The sequence below is a fragment of the Aeromonas eucrenophila genome (assembly GCF_000819865.1).
GTDB lineage: Bacteria > Pseudomonadota > Gammaproteobacteria > Enterobacterales > Aeromonadaceae > Aeromonas > Aeromonas eucrenophila.
The window spans coordinates 300,332-323,333 of sequence record NZ_CDDF01000017.1 but is presented as its reverse complement, the minus strand read 5'-3'; the positions used below and the strand labels follow the sequence as shown (position 1 = coordinate 323,333).

18 protein-coding genes and 2 tRNA genes are annotated in these 23,002 nt (G+C 63.6%); 11 read left to right on the top strand and 9 right to left on the bottom strand.

The genetic code is table 11. The annotated features are described in order from the left end of the window. Positions 1-11 precede the first annotated feature (11 nt). Entirely contained in the window at positions 12-737 is a 726-nt protein-coding gene (locus tag BN1124_RS18575; RefSeq protein ID WP_042644330.1) for an ABC transporter ATP-binding protein, read from the top strand. Next, on the top strand, positions 734-3,175 hold the full coding sequence (locus BN1124_RS18570) for an ABC transporter permease (protein WP_042644328.1): 2,442 nt from the start codon (positions 734-736) through the stop codon (positions 3,173-3,175). Before BN1124_RS18575 ends, BN1124_RS18570 begins: the two co-directional genes overlap by 4 nt. 154 nt (positions 3,176-3,329) lie before the next feature. Here BN1124_RS18570 and BN1124_RS18565 read toward each other — a convergent pair whose 3' ends face one another. Further along, on the bottom strand, positions 3,330-4,235 hold the full coding sequence (locus BN1124_RS18565) for a TIGR01777 family oxidoreductase (RefSeq protein ID WP_042644326.1): 906 nt from the start codon (positions 4,233-4,235) through the stop codon (positions 3,330-3,332). Between the two features lie 289 nt (positions 4,236-4,524). On the opposite strand from BN1124_RS18565, the gene BN1124_RS18560 reads away from it, so the two are divergent. Beyond that, positions 4,525-6,057, top strand: coding sequence for an EAL domain-containing protein (locus BN1124_RS18560; RefSeq protein WP_042644324.1), 1,533 nt, complete (start codon positions 4,525-4,527; stop codon positions 6,055-6,057). Positions 6,058-6,127: 70 nt separating this feature from the next. On the opposite strand, the gene BN1124_RS18555 is transcribed toward BN1124_RS18560, so the two are convergent. Continuing rightward, a complete protein-coding gene (locus BN1124_RS18555; RefSeq protein WP_042644322.1) occupies positions 6,128-7,309 on the bottom strand; it encodes an aminotransferase-like domain-containing protein in 1,182 nt (393 codons plus the stop codon). A gap of 343 nt (positions 7,310-7,652) precedes the next feature. Then, complete coding sequence (locus tag BN1124_RS18550; protein ID WP_042644321.1) at positions 7,653-8,720, bottom strand: M28 family metallopeptidase; 1,068 nt, start codon at positions 8,718-8,720, stop codon at positions 7,653-7,655. A gap of 302 nt (positions 8,721-9,022) precedes the next feature. On the opposite strand from BN1124_RS18550, the gene trmB reads away from it, so the two are divergent. The 5 genes from trmB to BN1124_RS18525 all read left to right on the top strand — a co-directional run bounded on the left by trmB (position 9,023) and on the right by BN1124_RS18525 (position 12,854). Beyond that, positions 9,023-9,736, top strand: coding sequence for a tRNA (guanosine(46)-N7)-methyltransferase TrmB (trmB, locus tag BN1124_RS18545; RefSeq protein WP_042644319.1), 714 nt, complete (start codon positions 9,023-9,025; stop codon positions 9,734-9,736). A gap of 29 nt (positions 9,737-9,765) precedes the next feature. After that, positions 9,766-10,098 (top strand): YggL family protein, encoded by a 333-nt coding sequence (locus BN1124_RS18540; RefSeq protein ID WP_033129562.1) that lies wholly within the window; start codon positions 9,766-9,768, stop codon positions 10,096-10,098. 99 nt (positions 10,099-10,197) lie between these two features. Further along, positions 10,198-11,118: a glutaminase B gene (glsB, locus tag BN1124_RS18535; RefSeq protein ID WP_042644317.1), complete on the top strand. Its 921-nt coding sequence runs from the start codon at positions 10,198-10,200 to the stop codon at positions 11,116-11,118. A 29-nt stretch (positions 11,119-11,147) separates the two neighbouring features. Beyond that, a complete protein-coding gene (locus BN1124_RS18530; RefSeq protein WP_042644315.1) occupies positions 11,148-12,443 on the top strand; it encodes a sulfurtransferase in 1,296 nt (431 codons plus the stop codon). A 201-nt stretch (positions 12,444-12,644) separates the two neighbouring features. Continuing rightward, positions 12,645-12,854: a YgdI/YgdR family lipoprotein gene (locus tag BN1124_RS18525; RefSeq protein WP_042644313.1), complete on the top strand. Its 210-nt coding sequence runs from the start codon at positions 12,645-12,647 to the stop codon at positions 12,852-12,854. Positions 12,855-12,926: 72 nt separating this feature from the next. Here BN1124_RS18525 and BN1124_RS18520 read toward each other — a convergent pair whose 3' ends face one another. Both BN1124_RS18520 and BN1124_RS18515 read right to left on the bottom strand, forming a co-directional pair. After that, positions 12,927-16,490: an ATP-binding cassette domain-containing protein gene (locus BN1124_RS18520; protein WP_042644311.1), complete on the bottom strand. Its 3,564-nt coding sequence runs from the start codon at positions 16,488-16,490 to the stop codon at positions 12,927-12,929. A gap of 95 nt (positions 16,491-16,585) precedes the next feature. Next, positions 16,586-17,863, bottom strand: coding sequence for an alpha/beta hydrolase (locus BN1124_RS18515; RefSeq protein ID WP_042644308.1), 1,278 nt, complete (start codon positions 17,861-17,863; stop codon positions 16,586-16,588). A 554-nt stretch (positions 17,864-18,417) separates the two neighbouring features. Here BN1124_RS18515 and BN1124_RS18510 point away from each other — a divergent pair. Next, entirely contained in the window at positions 18,418-18,639 is a 222-nt protein-coding gene (locus tag BN1124_RS18510) for a hypothetical protein (protein WP_042644306.1), read from the top strand. A 63-nt stretch (positions 18,640-18,702) separates the two neighbouring features. Here the strand turns inward: BN1124_RS18510 and BN1124_RS18505 are convergent. Both BN1124_RS18505 and BN1124_RS18500 read right to left on the bottom strand, forming a co-directional pair. Beyond that, positions 18,703-18,778, bottom strand: a tRNA-Asn gene (locus BN1124_RS18505). Positions 18,779-18,783: 5 nt separating this feature from the next. Continuing rightward, a tRNA-Phe gene (locus BN1124_RS18500) sits at positions 18,784-18,859 on the bottom strand. Positions 18,860-19,181: 322 nt separating this feature from the next. On the opposite strand from BN1124_RS18500, the gene rraB reads away from it, so the two are divergent. Beyond that, positions 19,182-19,517 carry a ribonuclease E inhibitor RraB gene (rraB, locus tag BN1124_RS18495; protein ID WP_042644304.1) on the top strand — a complete coding sequence of 112 codons (336 nt, stop codon included), beginning with the start codon at positions 19,182-19,184 and terminating at the stop codon, positions 19,515-19,517. 256 nt (positions 19,518-19,773) lie between these two features. Here the strand turns inward: rraB and BN1124_RS18490 are convergent, their stop codons facing one another. After that, positions 19,774-21,750: a putative bifunctional diguanylate cyclase/phosphodiesterase gene (locus BN1124_RS18490; RefSeq protein WP_042644302.1), complete on the bottom strand. Its 1,977-nt coding sequence runs from the start codon at positions 21,748-21,750 to the stop codon at positions 19,774-19,776. A 169-nt stretch (positions 21,751-21,919) separates the two neighbouring features. Here BN1124_RS18490 and BN1124_RS18485 point away from each other — a divergent pair, with 169 nt between their 5' ends. Beyond that, the gene (locus BN1124_RS18485) at positions 21,920-22,414 is read left to right on the top strand and encodes a hypothetical protein (protein ID WP_042644413.1); all 495 of its coding nucleotides are present in this window, start codon (positions 21,920-21,922) and stop codon (positions 22,412-22,414) included. A 188-nt stretch (positions 22,415-22,602) separates the two neighbouring features. Here BN1124_RS18485 and BN1124_RS18480 read toward each other — a convergent pair whose 3' ends face one another. After that, a complete protein-coding gene (locus BN1124_RS18480; RefSeq protein ID WP_042644300.1) occupies positions 22,603-23,001 on the bottom strand; it encodes a hypothetical protein in 399 nt (132 codons plus the stop codon). Position 23,002: the final 1 nt, after the last annotated feature.

Below are 23,002 nucleotides of genomic sequence, written 5' to 3'. Positions count from 1 at the left end.
GGAAACGCATCATGAGTTCGACCCCCATAATCACCGTCAGAGGGCTTGGCAAAACCGTTCGCCTCGGCCAGGAAAGCCTCACCATCCTTGAAGGGATAAACCTGCAAGTCAATACCGGCGAGACGCTGGCGCTGGTCGGTGCCTCCGGCTCCGGCAAGTCGACCCTGCTCGGTCTGCTGGCCGGGCTGGACCTGCCGAGCAGTGGCGACATCGAGATCCTCGGTCAGTCCCTGACTCAACTGGACGAAGAGGGGCGGGCCAGGCTGCGGGCCGAGCAGGTGGGCTTCGTGTTCCAGTCCTTCCTGTTGCTGCCGACCCTGAGCGCCCTGGAGAACGTCATGCTGCCGGCGGAGCTGCGCGGTGAAACCGACTGTGAACCCAGGGCCCGCGAGCTGCTGGCTGAGGTGGGGCTGAGTGAGCGGTTGCACCATCTGCCGCCGCGCCTCTCCGGCGGCGAGCAGCAGCGGGTCGCCATCGCCCGGGCCTTTATGACTCGCCCCAGCCTGCTGCTGGCGGACGAGCCGACCGGCAACCTCGACAGCAAGACGGGGGAGACGGTGATCGAGCTGCTGTTCCGCTTGAACAGAGAACATAACACTACCCTGGTGGTGGTGACCCATGATCATGAACTGGCCCAGCGCTGCCAACGGCAGGTGGTGATGGCGGCGGGACGACTGGAGGCGGATGCACCGGCATCTGAAGCCACCTTGGCTCCCCGTGTCAGGGAGCTGTCATGAATCAGTGGCGACTGGGATTCAAGCTGCTGAAGCGGGAAGGTTTCAACGGCGAGCTGCGCTGGTTTGTGCTGGCGCTGGCCTTGAGCGTGGCTTGCGTGCTGAGCGTGGCGCTGGTGGCAGACCGGCTGGATGCGGGGCTCAAGGCGTCCGGCCGTGACTTTATCGGCGCCGACCGGGTACTGCGATCCGCGACCCCGGCACCGGAGGCCTGGCTCAAACAGGCGGCAGAGGCGGGTCTCGCGGTCCAGACCACGGTCAGCTTCAACAGCATGCTGTTTCACGGCGATGGGCTGCAACTGGCCTCCATCCGGGCCGTGCCGAGCGACTTCCCCTTCTACGGCAAGCTGGAGCTTAACCCCCAGCGGGCACCGGCCCCCGGCGAGATCTGGCTCTCCGATCGGGTGATGAAGCTGCTCGGCGCCAAGCTGGGAGATGAGCTGGAAGTCGGCAATACCAAGTTGACTGTGGCGGGTGAGCTGGGCCAGGAGCCGGATCAGGGCTTCAGCCCCTTCCAGATGGCGCCCCGGGCGCTGATCCACAGCGCCGATGTCGAGGCGACCGGCGCCCTGTTGCCGGGCAGCCGTCAAGAGTGGCGCTACCTGCTCAGGGGCTCCCGCGAACAGGTAGCCGAGTATGAGCGCTGGCTCAAGCCCAAGCTGAAGGCCGGGCAGAAGCTGCTCAAGCCGGACGATCAGGGCTCCCAGGTGGGCAAATCCCTGGCCAATGCCGAACGCTTCTTCCGGCTAGCGTCGCTCGCTGGCGTGTTGCTCGGAGCCCTGGCCATGGGCATAGCGGTGCGTCACTTCGCCGAGCGCCAGACCAACATGGTGGCCCTGCTCAAGACCCTGGGCGCGTCGCGTCGCACCCTCTGGCAGTTGATGGGCACGCTGCTCGCCTCCCTGACTCTGATAGGAGCCCTGATCGGACTGGTGGCGGGAAGCGCCATGCAGTGGCTGACGCTGCAACTGCTGGGGGATTTATTGCCAGCGGATCTGCCTCCCCCCTCCTGGCAGCCCTTCGCCTTGGGCTTGGCGATGGCCTTCTTCATCACCCTGTTGCTGGCCTTCGTGCCCTTCCTGCGCCTGCTCAGGGTGCCGCCGCTGCGGGTGCTGCGCCGTGAGCTGGAGGCGGGGATACCGCCCTGGTTGGCGCTGCCCGTCGGGCTGCTCGGCCTGTTTGCCCTGGTGTGGGGCTTCACCGCCGATGCTAGGCTGGCGCTCGGCCTCATCGGTGGCATGGGGCTGTTGATGGCGCTGCTGGCGCTGCTCGCCTCCGGGTTGCTGCGCCTCGGCAGTCGGCTCAAGGGCCCCCACGCCCTGCGCCTGGCCATCAGCCACCTCTCTCGCGAGCGCGGCAGCGGCCTGTTCCAGCTGGCGGGTTTCGCACTGGCGCTGATGCTGTTCGGCCTGCTGTGGGCGGCGCGGGTCGACCTGCTCGACGACTTCTCCGCCCGCTTGCCGGCGGACGCCCCCAATCGCTTCCTGGTCAATGTGACTGACGAGGAGCGGGCCGGGATCCTGGCCGATCTGCACAGCGCTGGTGCCGTCACCTCGGACTTCTACCCCATGGTGCGGGGACGCCTGACCCAGATAGCCGGTCAGGCGGTGGGTGAGGATGCGGCACGGGAGGGGGTGAACCGGGAGCTCAACTTCACCACCACGGCGGCGCTGCCCCCCGACAACAAGCTGACGTCGGGTCAATGGTTCAGCGGCAAGGGGGAGGTCTCCGTCGACGAGGTGCTGGCGGGTCAGCTGGGCATCGCCCTGGGCGACGCCCTGCGCTTCACCATAGAGGGACGCAGTTTCGAGGCCAAAGTGACCAGCCTGAGATCCATCAAGTGGGACAACATGAGGCCGAACTTCTACATGATCTTCTCCGCCGACGTGCTGGCCCCCTTCTCCCAGACCTGGCTCGGCAGCTATCGTCTGCCCGCCGAGGGGCGCAGCGCCGAAGTTGAGCTCATTCGTCGCCACCCCACGGTCAGCCTCATCGACGTGGAGGATCTGATCGCCAGGCTCACTGTGGTCTCCGATCAGGTGAGCCGGGCGCTGGGGCTGATGCTGGGGCTGGTGACGGTGGCCGCCCTGCTGGTGCTGCTGACCCAGACCCAGGCCAGCATGGCCGCCCGGCGCCGGGAGTTGCTGCTGATGCGCACCCTGGGGGCCGGCAGCAAACTGCTCGAGAAGATGCTGCGCTGGGAGCTGGTGGCGAGCGGCCTGCTGGCGGGGCTCTGCGCCGCCATGGTGGTGGAGCTCTGCTCCTTCGGCCTGCAATGGTGGTGGTTCGATGGGCAGTGGCAGTTCCACTGGGCCATCTGGGCCGGCTTGCCGCTGCTGGGGGCCCTGCTGGTGACCCTGGCAGGCCAGGGCATGCGCCGCCAGTTGCTGGCGGGCACCCTGAGCGACCGACTCAGAGGGCTGGGGCAGGGGTTGCTGTAGAGTCGATTCGCTACGCAGTGGCGTCATCGGGCTAACGGCGTTGGTGGCCGGCTAGGCGAGCGTCAGATTGCGCCTACCGGCTAATCGGACCGGTCGTTTGCCCGTCTGTGAAGATGAAAAAATCCCGGCCTTGGCCGGGATTTTTGATGGGCGCTCAGCGCTGTGCGTGCAGCAAGTTGTCGAGGGCTTGGGGCAACTCGGGATAGGTGAAGTGGAAACCCGCCTGCTGCAGACGAGCGGGCAGCACATGCTGGCCGGTGAGCAGCAGATCCGCCGACTCGCCCATCAGCAGGCGCAGCGCCCCGGCCGGTACGCAGAGCAGGTGAGGCCGGCGCAGGCTGCGGGCCAGGCTCTGGCTGAAGGTGCGGTTGTCGACCGGCTGGGGCGCCGTGCCGTTGAAGATGCCGTCGCACTCGTCGTGCTCCAGCAGGAACAAGAGGGCACGCACCAGATCCTGAATGTGGATCCAGCTCATTATCTGACGGCCTGAGCCCATGGGGCCACCGAGCCCAAATCGATAGGGGGGCAGCAGCTTGGGCAGGGCCCCGCCATCTTGGCCGAGCACCAGCCCGATGCGCAGGATGCAGACCCGGGTCTGGGGGCTCCTGGCCTGCAGCGCCAACTGCTCCCACTGTTGGCAGAGCCGGTGGGTAAATTCGTCATGGGGGTGATTGCACCGCTCGTCCAGCGGTTCATCTCCATGGCGGCCGTACCAACCGATGGCGGAGGCATTGAGCAACAGTTTCGGCGGCGTGCTGGAGAGCTTGATAAGATCGACCAGCTGCTCGGTCAGCAGCCAGCGGCTGTTGCACAGCAACTGCTTGCGGGATTCGCTCCAGCGTCCGGCTGCGATGGGCTCGCCAGCCAGGTTGATGACGATGTCCACATCGTTGAGGTCGTCCAGCCGGTCCAGGTTGTCGAGCAGCTTGATGTCGTGGCCGAGCAGATCGTAGGCACGGTTCCCCTGGCGGGTCAGTACCATCACCTCGTGCTGTACCTTGAGATGGGCCACCAGACGGCGACCGATGAATCCGGTCCCCCCCGTGATCAGTATCTTCATGCTCTGCCTCCCCGATGACGTTGACTCTACTCTAGAGGGCCGAACGCAGATGAACAAGCGGTTGTTTTTGCGAGTATTATTGTTTTGTCATTCGGACTGGTTCCAACATGGGAGCCCGATCCCGTGACGCGGATCCCCCTCGGCAGCCTGGCGATAAAGATATGCATTGGAGGCCTGTTTGAAGGGGAGCGATGAATTCCTGGCGAGCTTTTGAGTCCCTCATCACTTGCCAAGCCGGCGACAAGCTGTAAAATTGCCTGCTTTTTCACCGCTGGAGTCGTGGAGAATTATGCCGTTTCATCGTCTGAAGGCGCGCCAATACCAACGCCGCCTGGTCTTCTCCCTGCTGGCAGGCCTGTTACCCATGGTGCTTGGGATCGTGGTTACCGTCTGGCAGGCAGTGGCCGGGGTGAGGCAGGAGGCGGAGCAGCATTTGCTGCATACGAAACGCATGTTCGAGCGTACCCTGGACAATGCCTCGCTGGCCGCTTCGGCGGTGATGGGGAGCGTCGGCAAGCCCTGCCTCGAGGTGGTGCAGGGGCTGCGGGATCAGGTGGCGACGGTGCCGGATGTGCGCAGCGTCAATCTGACCGAGGGGGAAACCATCTACTGCACCTCCCTCTATGGTCCCGTCAGGGGGGAGATCGACCTCGACGACTACGTCGGGGGCAAGCTCGACCTGATGAGAGGCAACCCGGTGACACCGAACAGGCCGCTCATCGTCTATCGCCAGGAGGTGGGCAAGTACGCCGTGCTGGTGGGGGTGGATGGCTACTATCTGCTCAACATCCTGGACATGATGAGCCGCGACTCGCCGCTTGGGCTGGTGGTGGGCCCGCAGATGTTGTTGCGGGGCAGTCGACTCACGGATCGGCTGTTTGCCCCCGATACCCCTGGCTATCTGGAACAGGCGTCAGAGAAGTATCCCTTCAAGGTGGTGACCACCATCTCGAACCACGATTATGGTGCCCATCTGTGGGACTACTCCAAGGTCAGCCTCATCTTCTATCCCCTGCTGAGCCTGCTGTTCGGGGGCGGCGCCTTCTGGCTGACGGGGCGCTCCACTTCCCCGGTGCAGGAGCTGCGGCGGGCGCTGGATCATCAGGAGTTCATCCCCTATCTGCAACCCGTGGTGGCGGGGGACGACGCCCACTGGAGCGGTTGCGAGGTGCTGATGCGCTGGCAGCATCCCCGTCAGGGCATGATCTCGCCGGATCGCTTCATCCCCATGGCGGAGGACAGTGGGCTCATCGTGCCCATGACCCGTTCGCTGATGAAGCAGGTGCGCGCCCAGTTTGTTGGCCGGGTCCATGAACTGCCGGCCGGATTTCATTTCGCGTTCAACATCTGTGCCCGCCATTGCCACGACCTCAGCCTGGTGGAGGATTGCCGCGACTTCATCGAGGCGTTTGAGGCGAACCCCATCAAGCTGGTGCTTGAGCTGACCGAGCGGGAGCTGATCGTCGCGGACGAGGTGACGGATCAACTGTTTGCCGAGTTGCATGCGTTGGGGGTCTTCATCGCCATCGACGATTTCGGCACAGGTCACTCCAGTCTCGCCTACCTGCAAGCCTTCCAGGTCGATTTTCTCAAGATAGACAAGAGCTTCGTCGGCATGATCGGCTCGGATGCGCTCTCCAGCCACATCGTTGAGAACGTCATCGATCTCGCGACCCGGCTCGGTCTGCAACTGGTGGCGGAAGGGGTGGAAACTGAGGTGCAGGCCGCCTACCTGAGGGCCCGCCATGTGACCTTCCTGCAGGGCTACTTCTATGGCAGGCCGGTGTCGATGGCGGAGTTCAGCAAGCAGCTGACGGGCTGAGTGCCTTCTCCATGGCACCATAAAAAAAACCAGCGACCGAGGTCGCTGGTTTTTTTTATTCAGGGGGCACTCAGAGCATGCGGGCCAGGGCACGGCAGAGGCGCTTGATGCCCTCTTCCGTAGTGGCTTCATCTACGCAGGAGAAGCTCAGGCGCAGGGTGTTCTGTATTTCCGGGCGAACGTAGAAGGGGGCACCAGGGACGAAGGCCACCTTCTCCTTGATCGCCTCGTCGAACAGCGCCATGGCGCTGACGCTCGAAGGCAGGGTCAGCCAGAGGAACATGCCCCCTTGTGGCCGGGTGTAGCTGACACCGGGCGGGCAGTGACGGGTCAGGGCGGCCTCCATGGCGGCGCGCTGGCGGCCATAGACCTCCTTGATCTTCTCGAGGTGAGCATCCAGCGAGTTGTCGGTCAGGAAGCGGTGCAGCACCTGCTGGCTGAAGGCGTTGCTGTGCAGGTCCGTCGCCTGCTTGGCGATGGTGACCTTCTTGCGCAGCCAGTCCGGCACCAGCATCCAGCCGAGGCGGAAGGCGGGCACCACCGTCTTGGAGAAGGAACCGAGCAGTACGGTGTTGTTCGGCGCCAGCTTGGCGATGGGGGGCAGGTGTTCCCCCTCGAAGCGCAGCTCGCCATAGGGATCGTCCTCGATCATCAGCAGCTCGTTGCGCACCAGTCGCTCGGCCAGTGCCTCGCGGTTGGCGCGGCTGTAGGAGACGCCGCTCGGGTTCTGGAAGTTCGGCACCCCGTACAGCAGCTTGGCGTTCGAGCCCTGCTCCAGCAGCGCATCCAGCGCGGCCAGATCCAGCCCCTCTTCCCCGAGCGTGATGGGTCTGAAAGTTGGTTGATAGACGGAGAACGCCTGGATGGCGCCGAGATAGCCCGGCTCTTCGATGATGAGATCCTGCCCCTCATCAACCAGCACCTTGCCCAGCAGATCCAGCGCCTGCTGGGAGCCGCTGGTGATCAGGATGTTGTCCGGGTTGACCTGCATGCCGTGGCGGCTCAGGTAGCGATCGGCGATGTATTGGCGCAGCGGGGCGAAGCCCTCGGTGGTGGCGTATTGCAAGGCCGCGGCACCCTGCTCGCGCAGCACGTCCTGGCAGGCCTGGTCGATGGCCTTGACCGGGAACAGATGGGGATTGGGCAGGCCGCCGGCGAAGGAGATGATCTCCGGATTGGTGGCGACTTTCAGGATTTCACGGATAAAGGAAGGCTCGACCTTCTCGAAGCGCTGGGCAAAAAACGGCTGCATAGGGTTCTCTCTGACTAAGGTGGCGGTCGCTCCATTCAACCGCCAAGTTATCCGTTTGTATCAGATTTAAAAAATGAGGCAATGGCTGTAACAAAAATCCATAAAAAAGGGCAGGTTTGGCACCTGCCCGCATTTTATGGCTTCCCGTGGCGAAAAGGGCGTCAATCCCTCTGCAGGGCCCGCCTGCCGCCGTTATCGCCGGAGCAGAGTCCCGGCTCCTTGAGGAAGCAGATCATCAGCTCAGTACTTAGAGCCCCGGCTCTTTCAGGGAAGATGCAGATCATCAGTTCGGTACTTAGAGTCCCGGCTCTTTCAGGGAAGATGCAGATCATCAGTTCGGTACTTAGAGTCCCGGCTCTTTCAGGAAGCGGATCATCAGATCCGTGTTGGCGCCGAGTTGCTGCTGTACCCGGCCCGGGAACAGCTCGGCCATCTTGTCGAGGCGGTCGTACTGGGTGTGCCAGATCTTGCCCCACTGGGTCTCGCTGTCCCGATCGCAGGCGCTCTTGCTGGCCTCGTCGTAACAGTCCCACAGCGCCGGGTTGGTGCTCTGGGAATAGCCGTCATAACCATCCTCGCCATCGATGGTGAAGTTGGTCGCTTCCACGTAGGCGACCGGCACCCCCAGGCAGGCGAAGGGGGCGTGATCGGACCAACTGCCGGTCTCACCCTCCGGATAGCCGGGGTAGCTCGGATGGATGGCGAAGGGGGTGGCGCCCTGCTTGGAGATGGCCAGCAGACGGTCCCGCACCTTGGGATCGAAGCTGTAGCGGGCAGGCTCGGCGCAGTTGTACTCGGCCACATCCGAGTGGGCCGAGTGGACATAAACGATGTCGCCGCCGGCGATGGTGTCGTAGTTCACCATGGCCAGCAGTTGGGCGATGGCGGCGGCGTCCAGAGCGGCGGCATAGGCCTTGGAGCCGTTGAGGCCGTTCTCCTCCGCGCCGAAGAAGGCGAAGCGCACCGTGTAGGGCAGGGTTTGATCCTTGAGCGCCTCGGCGACTGCCAGGAGGGCTGCGACCCCGGCCCCGTTGTCGGTGGCCCCTTCCGATCCCTTCTTGTCGCCCGTGCTGTCGTAGTGGGCGCCGATGAGGATCACCTTGTCGCTCTTGCCCTTGAGCTCGGCGATGAGGTTCTGGGACTGCTTGCTGGCGCCGCTCCTGGTGTAGGTGAACGGCTGGTTCTGCACCTCGTAGCCCCAGCCGGTCAGGTGATCCTGGATCCAGGTGGCGGCGCGGGTCTCGGCCTCGGTGCCCGTGGGTCTGGCGCCTATGCCTTCGGCGCCGGAGCTCAGTTGCACCAGATACTCATAGGCCTGGGTGGCGGGGGCGGGCGGCTGGGAATCATTGTCCGAGGGGTTGCACCCGGCCAGCAGGGTTGCGATGGCCAGGGTCAATAGGGTTTTCTTCATACTGCAATCCTTTGTTGTGTATGGCTTTATTATTCAGAGTCAGGATGCACCTGACGCCTGGCAGATTCTGTGAAGGGGGTGGCATTTGTCAACCATGCTGGCGGAATTGGTCAGAGACGGGGATTTGTTGCGCGAAACACTTGCGCCCTGAGCCTATCTTGGGATAATTCGCTCCCCGGTTTTCACCGGTCGCTGAAATGACGCGGGATTTACCCGTCGTTTGTGGCCGGGCCGATGAGATGACGAACAATCCATTTATGTCGTCTGTGACCCAGACGGATGCAATAACGAGCAATTTGATTATGCCAGTGACCCAAGATGTATTTAACGAAGACGGCAAGTTCATGCGCAAGATCCGCAGCTTCGTCCGTCGCGAAGGCCGCCTGACCAAAGGACAGGAGAAGGCCCTGGAAGATCTCTGGCCGGTCATGGGCATCGATTTCGCACCGGCCCCGCTCGACATGGTGGCGCTGTTTGGCCGTGAGGCCCCGGTGGTGCTGGAAATCGGCTTCGGCATGGGCGCCTCCCTGGTGGAGATGGCCAAGAATGCCCCCGAGAAGAACTTCATCGGCATCGAGGTGCACTCCCCTGGCGTGGGGGCCTGCCTCGGCACCGCCCAGGAAGCCGGCGTCACCAACCTGCGGGTCATCTGCCACGACGCGGTAGAGGTGCTGGAGCACATGATCCCGGATGGTTCCCTTGCCTGCCTGCAGCTGTTCTTCCCGGACCCCTGGCACAAGAGCCGTCACCACAAGCGCCGCATAGTGCAGCCCGCCTTCGCCCAGGACATTCGCCGGAAGCTGGCCATAGGTGGCGTCTTCCACATGGCCACCGACTGGGAAAACTACGCCGAGCACATGCTGGAAGTGATGAGTGCCGCAGAAGGCTATGAGAATACCGCCGAGAGCGGCAACTGGGTGCCCCGTCCCGAGTGGCGCCCGCTGACCAAATTCGAACAACGTGGCCACCGTCTGGGGCACGGGGTTTGGGACCTGATTTTCAAACGCGTTAGCTAATAACCCGTCAACTAACCTAAGGAGCTATCATGGCCAATCGTAGTCGCCGTCTGCGTAAGAAACTGCGCGTCGACGAATTCCAGGAAATGGGATTCGACATCAGTTTCAACTTCCCGGTCGGCACCGCCGAAGAGACCATAGATGCGCTGGTCGATGCGTTGATCGATGAAGTGATCGAACCTCGCAAGCTGGCCTTCGCCGGCTCGGGTCACCTGGCCTGGGAAGGCATGATCTGCACCCAGCAGCTCGGCAAGTGTACCGAAGAAGACCGCGCCGCCATCAAATCCTGGCTGGAAGGCAAGGGGATGGAAGCCGTGGTGGTCACCGAGCTGTTCGACCTCTGGTACGGCGAACCCGCCTGATACCAAGTGCCCGCTCGGGCAGATAGAAAATCCCGCCGCCGGCGGGATTTTTGTCGGTGGGGGTGCTCCCTCACCCCGTTTCACCTCATGGAATAGCCAATGGTGTTGTCATCCGAATTACTGGCCAGCATTCTTGAGCAGGTTCGCCCGCTGCTGGGACAAGGCAAGGTGGCCGATTACATTCCCGCGCTGGCTCAGGTGCCCGCCGACCGGCTCGGCATCGCGGTCTGCACCGTGGAGGGGGAGCTGTTCACCGCCGGTGACGCCTTCGAGCCCTTCTCCATCCAGAGCATCTCCAAGGCCTTGAGCCTCAGCCTGGCGCTGACCCTCTATGGGGAGGACGAGATCTGGGCCCGAGTCGGCAAGGAGCCATCCGGTCAGCCGTTCAACTCCCTGATTCAGCTGGAGTTCGAGCAGGGGATCCCGCGCAATCCCTTCATCAACGCCGGTGCCCTGGTGGTGAGCGATCTGCTGGAGACCCGCCTCACGGCCCCGCGCCAACGCACCCTGGAGCTGGTACGCCGGCTCTCCGGCAATCCGGCCATAGTCGCGGATCAGGTGGTGGCGCGCTCCGAATATCAGCATGCGGCCCGCAACGCAGCCATCGCCTATCTGATGAAGGCTTATGGCAACTTCGAAAACGAGGTGGACAAGGTGCTGCAAAGCTACTTCAATGCCTGTGCCATCCGCATGAGCTGCGTCGATCTGGCCCGCACCTTCCTCTATCTGGCCAACCGCGGGGTGCCGCTTGGCGAGAGTGCGCCCCTGCTGCCGGCTCGCACCACCAAGCAGGTCAATGCCCTGCTGGCCACCTGTGGCCTCTACGACGAAGCCGGTGACTTTGCCTACCGGGTCGGCATGCCGGGCAAGTCCGGGGTCGGCGGCGGCATCATGGCGCTGATCCCCGGTGAATTGTGTGTCTGTGTCTGGTCGCCCGAGCTCAACAAGGCCGGCAACTCCCTGGCCGGCACGGCCGCGCTGGAGCTGCTGGCGGAGCGCCTGGGCCGCTCTATTTTTTAACCTTGTTCACTCTGAATCGAGATTGCATCATGAAACGAATAATGAGCCTGTTACGGGCAACCTTGGCAACCTTGCTGCTCTGGTGTGCCTTGCCCGCCTTTGCCGCCGAACTGCCCCCCCTGACCCTGGCCGATGCCAAGGCGAAAGAGGCGGTCATCCTGGACACTCGTCCCAGCTACTTCTACCAGGGCTGGCCCATGGCGGACGAGAAGCAGGGCGGCCACGTGATCGGCGCAGAGAGCCTCTCCGCCGAGTGGAAATACAGTGATGAAGAGTGGCCAAAGGCGCTCAAGGACAAGGGACTGAGCCCGGACAAGCCGGTGGCGCTCTATGGCGAACCGCGCGCCGTGGCCGAGGTGGCCCGCCTGCTGCGCCAGCAGGGCATCAAGCAGCTGTTTGAGCTGCAGGGCTGGAAGGATGCACCGCGCGAGTACCTGGCACGCTGGCAGCAGCTGGTCTATCCGCTCTGGCTGTCGGATCTGCAGGCCGGCAAGCCGGTCGCGGCCGCGCCCAAAGGGGACTGGAAGCTGTTTGAAGTCTCGTGGGGCGCCCCCAAGGCCTACCTGCTGAGCCACATTCCGGGGGCCGGGTACATCGACACCAACAGCCTGGAAGAGGAGCCGCTGTGGAACAAGGTGTCCGACGAGGCGCTCAAGAAGCTGCTGCTGGACAACGGCATCCGCCACGACACCACCGTCATCCTCTACGGTCGCAACACCATGGCGGCGGCCCGTGCCGCGCACCTGATGATGTACGCCGGGGTGGAAGACGTGCGGTTGCTGGACGGCGGCCTGGATGCCTGGTTCGTGCAGCACCTGCGCACCGAGACCGGCCTGGCCAATACCTTCCCGCCGGTCAAGGAGTTCGGTGTCAGCATACCGGCGCACCCCGAGTACTACACCACCCTGAGTCAGGCGAAAGAGCTACTCAAGCAGCCCGACAGCGCCCTGGTCAGCGTGCGTACCTGGGAGGAGTTCATCGGCAACACCTCCGGCTACAGCTACATCAAGCCCAAGGGCGACATCCCAGGGGCCAAGTGGGGTCGTGGCGGCGTGGATGCCAACAGCATGAGCGACTTCCATAATCCGGACGGCACCATGAAGCCGGCCCGCGAGATCCTCAGCATGTGGGACGAGTGGAACATAGAGCCGACCCAGCAGGCCGCCTTCTACTGCGGCACCGGCTGGCGCGCCTCCGAGGCCTTCTTCTACGCCTGGCTGATGGACTGGAAGCGGATCAGCGTCTACGACGGCGGCTGGTACGAGTGGAGTGCTGACCCCAAGAACCCCATCGTCACCGGTGAGCGTCAGCCCGCCAAGTCATAAAGCGGACTGCGCTAAAAAGGCCGGACCTATGTCCGGCCTTTTTCATATGGACATCTTTCATCTGTGGCATTTTGGCCACTAAGCAGCGAGTTGTATGGGTTGATCTTATTTTTATGATCCGCTTATTCGGCGGGATCTGGCTGCACTAGGCTTCAAGACACATCCTCGTCGTGGGGATGACTGAGGGAGAAGGGGCCGGCGATGAAACGACTGATGATGATCCTGGTGTGTGCCCTGGGGCTGGTGGCGTGCAGCTCCCAATACATCATGAGTACCAAGGACGGGCGCATGATTGCCACCGACAGCAAGCCCAAGCTGGATGACAGCACCGGCATGTACCGTTACTACGATGAAGAGGGGAGGGAGATGCTCATCAAGAAGGATGACGTGACCCAGATCATGGAGCGCTGAGACCGGCGGTGATGACAGAGGGCTGCCATTGGCAGCCCTCTGTCGTTGTGCCTCAGGCCCGGGGTACAGGCATCAGCCCTCGATCTCCGCCAGCTGCCGGTTGACCTGGCCGACGAACAGCTGGTGGAAGCGGGAGCCGGGGTTCGCCAGCAGGCTGACCGGTGAACCCTGCTCCACCACTGTGCCCGCCTCCATCACCACCACCTTGTCCACCGACAGCAGCGGCTCCAGGTGGTGGGCTATCACCAGATAGCTGGCCTCGGGTCGGTAGCGATAGAGCAGCTCCGCCATCTTGCGCATGCCGCCGTGATCGAGATCCGAGGTGGCCTCGTCCAGCACGATGAGGGGTCGGCGCGACAGCAGGATGCGGGCGATGACCAGCAGTTGGGTCTCGCCGGCGGAGAGCTGCAGCTTGTCGAGATCCTCGTCCAGCCGTCCGGCGCAGCGCTCGGCCAGACCGACCCGGGCCAGGGCCAGCTCCAGCGCGGCGTCATCCTGCTGGGTCAGGGGTGCCAGGTTCGCCCGAAGGGTGCCGAAGAAGGTGAGGGGGATCTGGGAGACGGTGTCATACAGGTTGCGCACCGCCTCCGGTGCCAGCGCCGACAAGGGCTGGTCGTCGTAGTAGATCTCCCCCTGGGAGCTGGGATACATGGCCTGCAGCACTCCGAGCAATGAGCTCTTGCCCGCGCCGGTGCGGCCACAGACACCGACCTTCTCGCCGGGGGCCAGCTCGAAGCTCACCCTGTGCAGCGCCCACTGGCTCGCCTCGGGGTAGCGCAGCCCCAGGTTGTCGAAGCGCACCCTGGGATGGGGGGAGGCCAGCGGATCGCCGGTCTGGCGCTCGCTCTCTATCTCGCTGTATTCCCGCACACGCTCCACCGCGTTCATCACCTGCTCCACTTCCGCGAAGGTGCGAATGAGGGAGTTGAGCATGGCCGAGGCGGTAAAGGCGTAGGTGATGGCCACGGCCCCCAGCAGCGAGCTGTTGCTGAAGGCCACCATCAGCGCCACGGCGCCCACCAGGGCGGCGGAGAGCAGGGTCTGGTACATGCCGAGCCAGCGGTTGATGGAGGTGGTGGTGTACCAGCTACGCAGGTTGTTGTCATAGTGATGCAGCACCTGATCCAGCGCGAAGCGTTCGGCCCCGGCCAGACGCAGGGCGGGGGCGCCGCGAATGGTCTCGCTGATGCTGATGTAGAGCGGCGAGCGCAGCACCGAGGACTGGCGCCTCAGCTTGAGCTGCACCGCCCGGTAGCGGCGTTGCAGCACATAGAGCGCCCAGCCCACCAGGGGGGCGATGAGCAGCAGCAGCGGCATGTTGAAGCCGATAACCACTACCTGCAGCAGCACGGAGATGAGCATGGCGAACAGCCCCATCAACATGGGCAGCAGGACCTCCTGGGCTTCCCCCAGATCCCGGTCGAAGCGGTTGAGAATGCGCCCCTGTGGCACCTTGTCGAAGAAGGCCATGGGGGCGCGACTGATGCGGCCCAGCATGCCGTCGAACAGGGTCCAGGCCAGCTTGAGGCCGAGTTTGTAGTTGATGACCCGCACCACCATGATGCAGACGAGGGAGCCGGCCCCCAGCAACACATAGATGCCGAGCAATGAGCTGACCTCGCTCACCTCGGCCTTGCCGCCGAGCCAGAGATCCGAGGCGATGCGCAGCCCCTCCTGACCTAGCGTGAGCAACAGGGCGATCAGGATGGCGCCGGGGGCGGCGAGGCGCTGCCACATGAAGCCAAACAGACCCCAGTCCACCTTGCCCTCCACCACCTTCTCCTCGCTGAACTGATCCGCCTCTTGCGGCGCCACCAGGGGGGCCGGCTGTGGGTGCTGGATGAGATCCGCAAGCTGATGGGCGTCGAGCTCGGTCAACTGACCCTGCTCGATGCGGATCACCCGATCGCAGTGGGCCAGTACGTCCGGGTCGTGGCTCACCAGCAGCCGGGTCGGACCCGGTTTGAAGGCCAGACCCTGCTCCAGCACCTGGGCCGAGACGATGGGATCCAGCGCCGACAGCGGGTTGTCCAGCAGCAGGATATCGGCCTTGGCGTAGAGGGCGCGGGCCAGGGCGACCCGCTGCTGTTGACCGCCGGAGAGGCGGGTGCCAAGCTCCCCTACCAGGGTCTGATCGCCATGGCTGAGCAGGCCGAGATCGGCGCTGAGGGCGCAGGCACCGAGTACCCAGTGGTAGCGCTCCTCATCCCAGGGCTGACCGAACAAGATGTTGTTGCGGATGCTGTCGTTCATCAGCCAGGGCTTGTGGCCGAGGTGGGCGACCCGGCCGTGGCGGCGGATGCTGCCCTCAAAGTCGTTGTCAAAGCCGGCGACCAGGTGCAGCAGGCAGCTCTTGCCCGCCCCGGTGGCGCCGGTGATCCCCACCAGTTCCCCCGGCTGGATCTGGAGGCTGATGCCTTGCAGCACCGGCTTTTGCTGATGCAGGGCGGTGACGTTTTCCATGCGTAGGGCGCCCAGCGGCAGGCTGGGATCGCTCAGATCCCGGTGCTGCTCCGGGCTGTTGAGGAATTCGCACAGCCGGTTGAAGCCGGTATTGAAGTTGATAAGCGTCCGGATGAGGTAGGGCAGCCGCATCATGGGGATCCGCAGCACCGCGAACAGGGCTATGGTGGTGAACACCTGGGGCAGGGTCAGGCTCTGACCCGAGGCGAGATAGGTGGTGAAGGTGGCGAGCGTGACCAGCAGCGGGGTGCTGATCATCAGGAAGCTGTTGATGGCATCGAGCTTGAGCACCCGCCCGAGCACGCCGAGCTCCTGCTGGCGCTTGGCATTGGCCGCCCCGGTGAAGAAGGCGCCCAGCCCGTTCTGGCGTACCAGCCGCAGCTTCTTGATGTACTCCGCCAGTATGCCGTTGCGCTCGTCCTGCTGGCGCTTGAGCTGCTGCTCCTGCTGGTTCATGCGGCGCACTACCCGGGTGGAGACCAGCAGCAGCAGGGTGAGCACGGCGAAGCCCACCAGGCCAGCGGTGCCCACCTGCCACACCAGCAGGGCTATGGTACCGATGAGTTGCAGCGCCATGGTGAGCGGCATAGCGGGGTCTGCAAGGATCCAAGTGATGTCCCACACGTCCCGGTTGATGAGGTTCTGCACCCGGCCACCGGCCCTGTCATCGAAGCTCTTGCCGCCGAGCTTCATCACCTTGGCGAGCAGGGATTCCGCCAGTAGCCGGCGAATGGGGACGTGCATCTTGAGCGCCAGCTGCAGCGAGTGCTCCGCCAGCATGCCAGCGGCCAGCACGGAAGCGAACAGGGCCAGGGCCAGCAGCAGCTTGTGGCCGGTGGCGGCGCCCGCACCGAGCTGGGTCATGCTGTGGTTGAGCAACCAGGGGCTGGCCAGGGTCGCCAGCATGCCGAGCAGTTGCAGCAGGGTGAGCAGGCCGATGCGACTGCGATAATGGCGCCAGATAAAGCCCATGATGGGCCAGGGGCGCACTGGGGGCGTGGCGGTGAGTCGCAGGAAGGCATCGGCGCGTTCGTCGCGTCTGTCTCCCGGCAACAGGGGATAGAGATCGTCGAGTGTGACCTGGGGTTCGTTCAGTCCCTTGCGCAGCAGCGGGCCCGTCCAGTGATAGAAGAGACGGCTCAGCCAGCCGGCCGAGATTTCCGGGTGATCCAATGGGTGATCCTTATTATTTTGTGCTGCTTCCAGAGGATGGGGCGGCTTGTTATCCGCCCTCTATCTTATTATCGGGTATTCGTGCCTGGCCGGGATCAGCGATCCCGGTTCAGGCGGATGAGCCGGTCCAGGATCTGCTCACCGTCGGCCCGCAGGCCGTTGTGCTCGTATTCGTTGGTGATCCAGGCGCGGCTGTTGGCCAGCCCCTTGAGGGTCTCGCGGCTGTAGTCGAACTCCACATACATGTCCTCGGCGTAGACGGCGCAGGCCACCGGCACCTTGTTGCGAGCCAGCTGCACCGGGTCGTAGAGCGGGCCCCAGTCTGCCTTGCTGGCCAGCAGGTGGGCGGCTTCCTTCAAGGGCATGAGCTCGCGGAACTGTTCGAACATCCAGGGGAAGATCATCTCGCCGGTGAAGGCGAAGTCCTTGCCCGGCGCCCAGGCCAGGGCCGGATACTCGCCCCTGACCCGCTCGGCCGCCCAGTTGCTGGCCGCCCCTTCGCAATAGATGAGCTCGTGCAAGATGGCGAACACCGGGTTGGTGTTGAACGGCTGCATGGCCTGCACCTGATAGAGGAAGGCGGGGTTGAGCCGCTCGCCGATGAAGGCGTCCTCCAGCAGGTAGTAGAGCTCCTCGAAGGCGCCGCTGGCACCCAGATCCAGCCCCTGCTGCTGCAACTGCTCCACCGTCAGGCGCTGGCCGTTCGGCAGGCGCACGTCGTGGCGGTGCAGGTGGGTCGCCAGGCGGTTGGCGATGGCCTGGGCGTGGGGGAAACGGGTGAAGAAGGCGCGGTTCTTGTCCGCCACTCGCTGGTAGGTGGCGCGATAGACCTCGTCCGCGCTGCGGCCTATGGGGGCCACCCCGCCGGTGAGGTAGACCTCGTGCAGGCTGTCCGGGAACAGGGAGAGGTAGGTCAGGCTGCAGAATCCGCCGAAGCTCTGGCCGAGCAGGCTCCAGGGGCGATCCGGGCTCAGCTGCTCGCGGATGAGCTCGGCGTCCCGCACTATGCTGTCGGCACGGAAATGGCTGAGGTAGTCCGCCTGCTGGTGCGGGTCGAGATGGGTCAGCGCCTCGGCGTGGATGGGGCTGGAGTGGCCGGTGCCGCGCTGATCGAGCAGCAGTATCCGAAACTCCTGCAGCGCCCGCTTGATCCAGCCGCTGTTGGCACTGGGGCGCGGGGCGCCAAAGCCCGGACCGCCTTGCAGATAGAGCAGCCAGGGCAGGTCGTCGTCCAACCGGTCAAGGCGACAGAGGGTGCGGCCAAACAGGGTGAGGGTCTCCTCATCGTCAGGCTGCTGGTGGTCGAGGGGCACGCTGAAGAAATGTGGCTCGCAATGGATGCCATCCAGCACGTAATGCAAGGGGCTGCTCATCTGGGGTCTCCCTGGGGTCGGAAATCGTCGGCCTCATGATAGCCCTGGCACGCAAACGGGTCACGCCGGTTTTCCAGATTGTTAACACTCTGATAGCGAAGTATCTCTTCGGAACCAGGGGCCGGGGCGCGAGGATATTTATTGTGTCGGGGTGATTGACGAGGGGTTGCGTGCGGACAAAGATGAGCGGCCTGCCGAAGAGGGCAGGGGAGCTGACTCATAACAGGACGAGGTGGGCTCGATGAAGCCTAAATGGATAAGGTTCAGGAAAAAAAGGAAGCAGACAGATCCGGAGGGCGTGTTGCAGGCGGGGTTGCTGGTATTCAGCGCCACCTGCGGGGCGACCCTGCTGCTGGCGGCCTGTAACGGCGGCTAGCAAGAGTACAGAAGGCCCGCTCATCGTAGCGGGCCTTTTGCATGGGCATTTCTCGGGGAACCGTCGCTTGGTCGGCGCAGTAGGACTAGGCTGGGGCCCTTTGCTGGCGCGGGTTTGCGGTAGTCGGACACCTGCTGCTATCGTCAATTTACGACTCGATTCAAGGAGGGAGGTGATCATGAATAGTCGTGAGAAAGTGTTGGCCCATTTGGCCACCGATCACAGGATGGCAGGGCTGACCGCCGGAGAGGCACTGGCCGGGATCAGCCACTCGATGAATGCGCTCCTGCTCCAGCAGGATCAGCATTTCTTCCGCAGCCATGCGGATGATCCCTGTCATGAGGTCGCGCGAGCCTGTCATGCGGGGCACGTCTGGCACGGTGACGAGAATCGATATTAGGGAGGAAAGCGCGAGAATGGCAGATGCAGAAAGGCCCGCTCAGATGAGCGGGCCTTTCGAATTTGGCTCCTCCTACTGGACTTGAACCAGTGACATACGGATTAACAGTCCGCCGTTCTACCGACTGAACTAAGGAGGAATTATTGGTGCCCAGAGACGGAATCGAACCGCCGACACGGGGATTTTCAATCCCCTGCTCTACCGACTGAGCTATCTGGGCAACGGCGCGCATTAAACCCTTTCTGGACTGGGGTGTCAACCATGGGGTGCACATTGTCGTATCGTTCGCTCGATATCCGAGCAATCTGGCCGCTTGTTGCCCATCTCTGCCCGCCGCCGAGGCATCGCCTCCTTGAGCGGTTGTGATGTCGCTCTTCGGGGGCGGTTATCTTGGCCCCTCGCATTGAGCCTGATGCGCTCTGCGAGTATGCTTTGCCGCAGCCATGCCCCCTGGCGGCCATCTGCGCGGATCTGCCGCAGAGCACCGTCAGCGGGGTGTCGACAACCATCCAATACCGTCTGGGGTTTATATGAGTATCAACATGCAAGAGTGGCGCGAAGAGACCACTGCCATCGTCAACGAGCTGCTGGCCGACGGCAGCAATGCGGATATGGATTACGAGATTGAGCACCACTTTGCCTGCCAGGATTTCGATCAGCTGGAGAAGGCCGCCGTCGACCTGTTCAAGGCCGGTTTCGAAGTGACCGATGCCGAGGAGATGGAGTTGGATGACGGCGCGACCATCTTCTGCTTCGACGCCACCGTCGAGCGCAAGCTGGAGATCGAGCCCATCCTCGCCGACATCGAGAAGATGCTGCCGATCCTCGAAAAATACGGCGTGGACTACGACGGTTGGGGCACCTACTTCCAGGAGTAAGCCGGTTATCCCAATCGCCTACGTCGAGAAGATGCTGACCGTTTCCCTCGAGAAATACGGCGTGGACCATGACTGTTGGGGCACCTACTTCCAGGAGTAAGCCGGTTATCCCAGTCGCCTACGTCGAGAAGATGCTGACCGTTTCCCTCGAGAAATACGGCGTGGACCATGACGGCTGGGGCACCTACTTCCAGGAATAAGCCCGGATTCAAATAGCAAAAAGGCCACATCATGTGGCCTTTTTGCTGTGCGCGCCTCAGAGGACGGCGAGCAGTTGGTAGTCGCGGGCAAACTGCTCGGGGGGCAGGGGGCGGCTGAACAGGTAGCCCTGCAGCCGATCGCATCCCGCCTGCGCCAGCCACTCCTGCTGCTCCTGGGTCTCCACCCCCTCGGCGGTGATCTTGATGCCGAGCTCGTGGCCAAGCCCGATGACGGAGCGCACTATGGCGGTGGTGGCCTGGTTGGTCGCGAGCCCCTGGGTGAAGCTCCTGTCCAGCTTGAGGGTCGCCACCTGCAACCGCGGCAGGTAGGCCAGCGAACAGTAGCCGGTACCGAAGTCATCGATGGCGAGATGGAAGCCGGCCTCTATCAGACTGGCGAGGTTGCTCTCTATCTCGTCGGCATTCTCCATCAGCACCCCCTCGGTGATCTCCAGCTCCAGCTGCCAGGGGGCGAGCCCGTGGCGCTCGATGCAGGCGAAGATCTGCTGGCAGAGCTCGGGATCGCGAAACTGCAGCGGCGACAGGTTGATGGAGAGCACCAGATCCGGCGCCGCCACTTGCCAGCGCGCCAGCTGGGCACAGCCCAGCTCCAGCATCAACTGACCGAGCTGGCCGATGAGGCCGAGCTCCTCCGCCAGGGGGATGAACTCGTCGGGGGAGATCATGCCGAAGACGGGATGGGGCCAGCGGCACAGCAGCTCGGCGCCGTGCAACTGGTTGTCGTGGGTGCAGATGATGGGCTGATAGACGGCGGTCAGCTCGGCTGCCTTGATGGCCAGCGGCAACTGGGCGGCGATGAGCTGGCGGCGCTTGAGCCTGGCATCGAGTTCGGGATCGAACAGGGTGCAGTGCTGCTGCTGGCGCTTGCCCTGTGCCAGCGCGGCTTCGGCGTGGCTCAGCAGGCGTTCGGCATCCTTGGCCTTGCCGTGGGCGATGCCGAGGAAGACCGGGATCTGGATCCTGTGCTCCTCGACCTGATAGGGGGTCATCAGCTCATGCTGCAGGTTGCGGCTCCAGTCGCTCAGGGAGAGGGGGAGCTCCGGCAGCAGCAGGGCGAAGTCATCGGCCGCGACCCGGCACAGCAGGGATTGGGGCGGTGCCAGCCGCTGCAGACGGCGGGCGACCTGGCTGAGCAGGCGATCGGCGACCCGGATGCCGAAGCGATCGTTGATCTCGCGAAAATGCTGCAGATCGACCAGCAGCAGGCTGGCCTTGCGGGCGCCGAGATGGCGGCTGGTCTGCAGGAAGTGGGAGAGCTTGAGCAGGCCGGTGAGGCTGTCGTAGTGCTGTTCCTGCTGCAACTGGGCCTGGGTGGTGCGCAGCCCGGTGATGTCGCGGCTCAGGGTGAGAATGCCGAGGGAGTTGCCCTCGTCGTCCGGCACCTCGACCCGGGTGACCTCCAAGTGGCGGCCCTGACCGTGGGCATCCATCAGGCAATACTCACCGCGTCCCAGCGCCTGCTCTATGGGCAGGCGGGGGGCGACACGATGGCCGATCGCCTCGCTCGCCGTCAGCCCCATGAAATCGAGGAAGGCCTGATTGCAGTCGATGAGCACGCCCTGGTGATCTTCCAGCCGGATGGGGTCGGGGATGGCGTCGAGCAGACGACGCTGCAGCAGCTGTTGCTGACGGAAGGTCTGTTCCAGCTCCTTGCGCTTGTCTATGGCGCTGATCATGGCGAACAGGGCGAGCGGTTCCCCTTGCTCGTCATAGAGCGGTACCTTGTGGATCTCCATCCAGCTGGTGACATCGCCACTGTGGCAGTGCAGTTGTTGGTGGAGCAGGGGCTTGCCGTCGGCCAGCAGGCGCCGATCTTCCTCCCTGAAGGCGTCGCCCCAGGGCATCTCGGCATCCAGTTTACCGATGAGTTCACGGGGGGACTGCAGGCCGGCCTCCCTTGCGAAGACCTTGTTGGCAAACAGGTACCGTCCGTTTGTATCCCGGCAGAAGATATTCATGGGTAACTGGTCGATGATCTGCTGCAGCAGCGCCAGGGAGAGCAAAGAATTCACGTGAGCACTCACGGGGGAGACTTCGAGCAAATCTATGATAACAGGCGAGTTTTGTAAAGCCTGGGTTAAGAGTCCGCCATTTATGTGGATCCCTGCTGACAGCCCGTGTCGCGGGCGCCATAATAGCCGCCGGTTGGCCTCAGGTGGCCTTATGGACGAGAGAAACAGCATGAAGAAGATAATGGGGGGCGCCCTGGCCCTGCTGATGGTAGGTTGTGCCAGTGACAACAACGGCGGCGAGCAGTATCGCTATACCCCGCCGGTTGCCAAGGCGACCAACAACACCCAGGAGATGCAGATCCCGGTCGATCTGGTGTGGGCCCGCGCCGAGAAGTGGTTTGGCGATCACGGCCTGAACATCGAGAACAGCCAGCGTGGCTCCGGTCTGATGACCGCCAACGTCGAGAACTCGGCCGATGGCCTGGAGTGGCTGGATTGCGGCACCATGGGCTCCAAGGTTGCGCTGGGCAACCCGAATCTGCAGATCAACCTGATCATCACCCAGAGCGGCAACAACAGCGTGGCCACCGTCAACGTCAAGGGCAACACCCAGCTCTACTTCGTCGAGTCCTCCGGCGAGCGTGTGCAGGCCCCTTCCATCACGCCGGTCTGCGTCTCCCGCGGCAGCCTGGAGCAGAGCCTGTTTGCCGCCCTCGGCAACTGATCCTGCCTCGCAGCCCCGCATGAAAAACCCCGTTGCTTGCAACGGGGTTTTTGTTTTTGGACTCTCCGGTGGGAAGAGGTGGCCGTTCACTTCACCACGCCACTTAAGCCGGTATGCGGGTGGTGGTGCCGCCCATAAACAAAGCCCCCGGCAGGGGCCGGGGGCTTTGTGGGAAGGCTGGCTGGCCATCAGAGCGCGCTGTCACCGTGAAACAGTGCCTGCTCGCCGGACTTGAGCACATAGCCCTTCCAGGGGAAGAGCTGATATTGGCCCCCTTGCCAGGAGTGGTTGCCTTCCTCCCCCTGACGGACGAGCCTGAGTTGCTCGCCGCTTGGCAGGGTCAGCTCGGCCTGGCTCTGATCGGCGTTGAACAGCACGAAGGCGCTGCCGGTCTCGCTGGCCTCGAGGGATTGCAGGCGGATGGCCTGCTCGAACAGGCGCACGCACTGCTCGGTCAGGACGGACCACTGGTAGCCGGCGCTGGCACGGCAACCGTGGGCATCCTGATCGTTGCCCACCAGGTGCTGCTTCGGAGTGCTGCAGGCCGCCAGCAGCAGGGAGGCGGCCATCAGGGTCAAAGTGCGCATA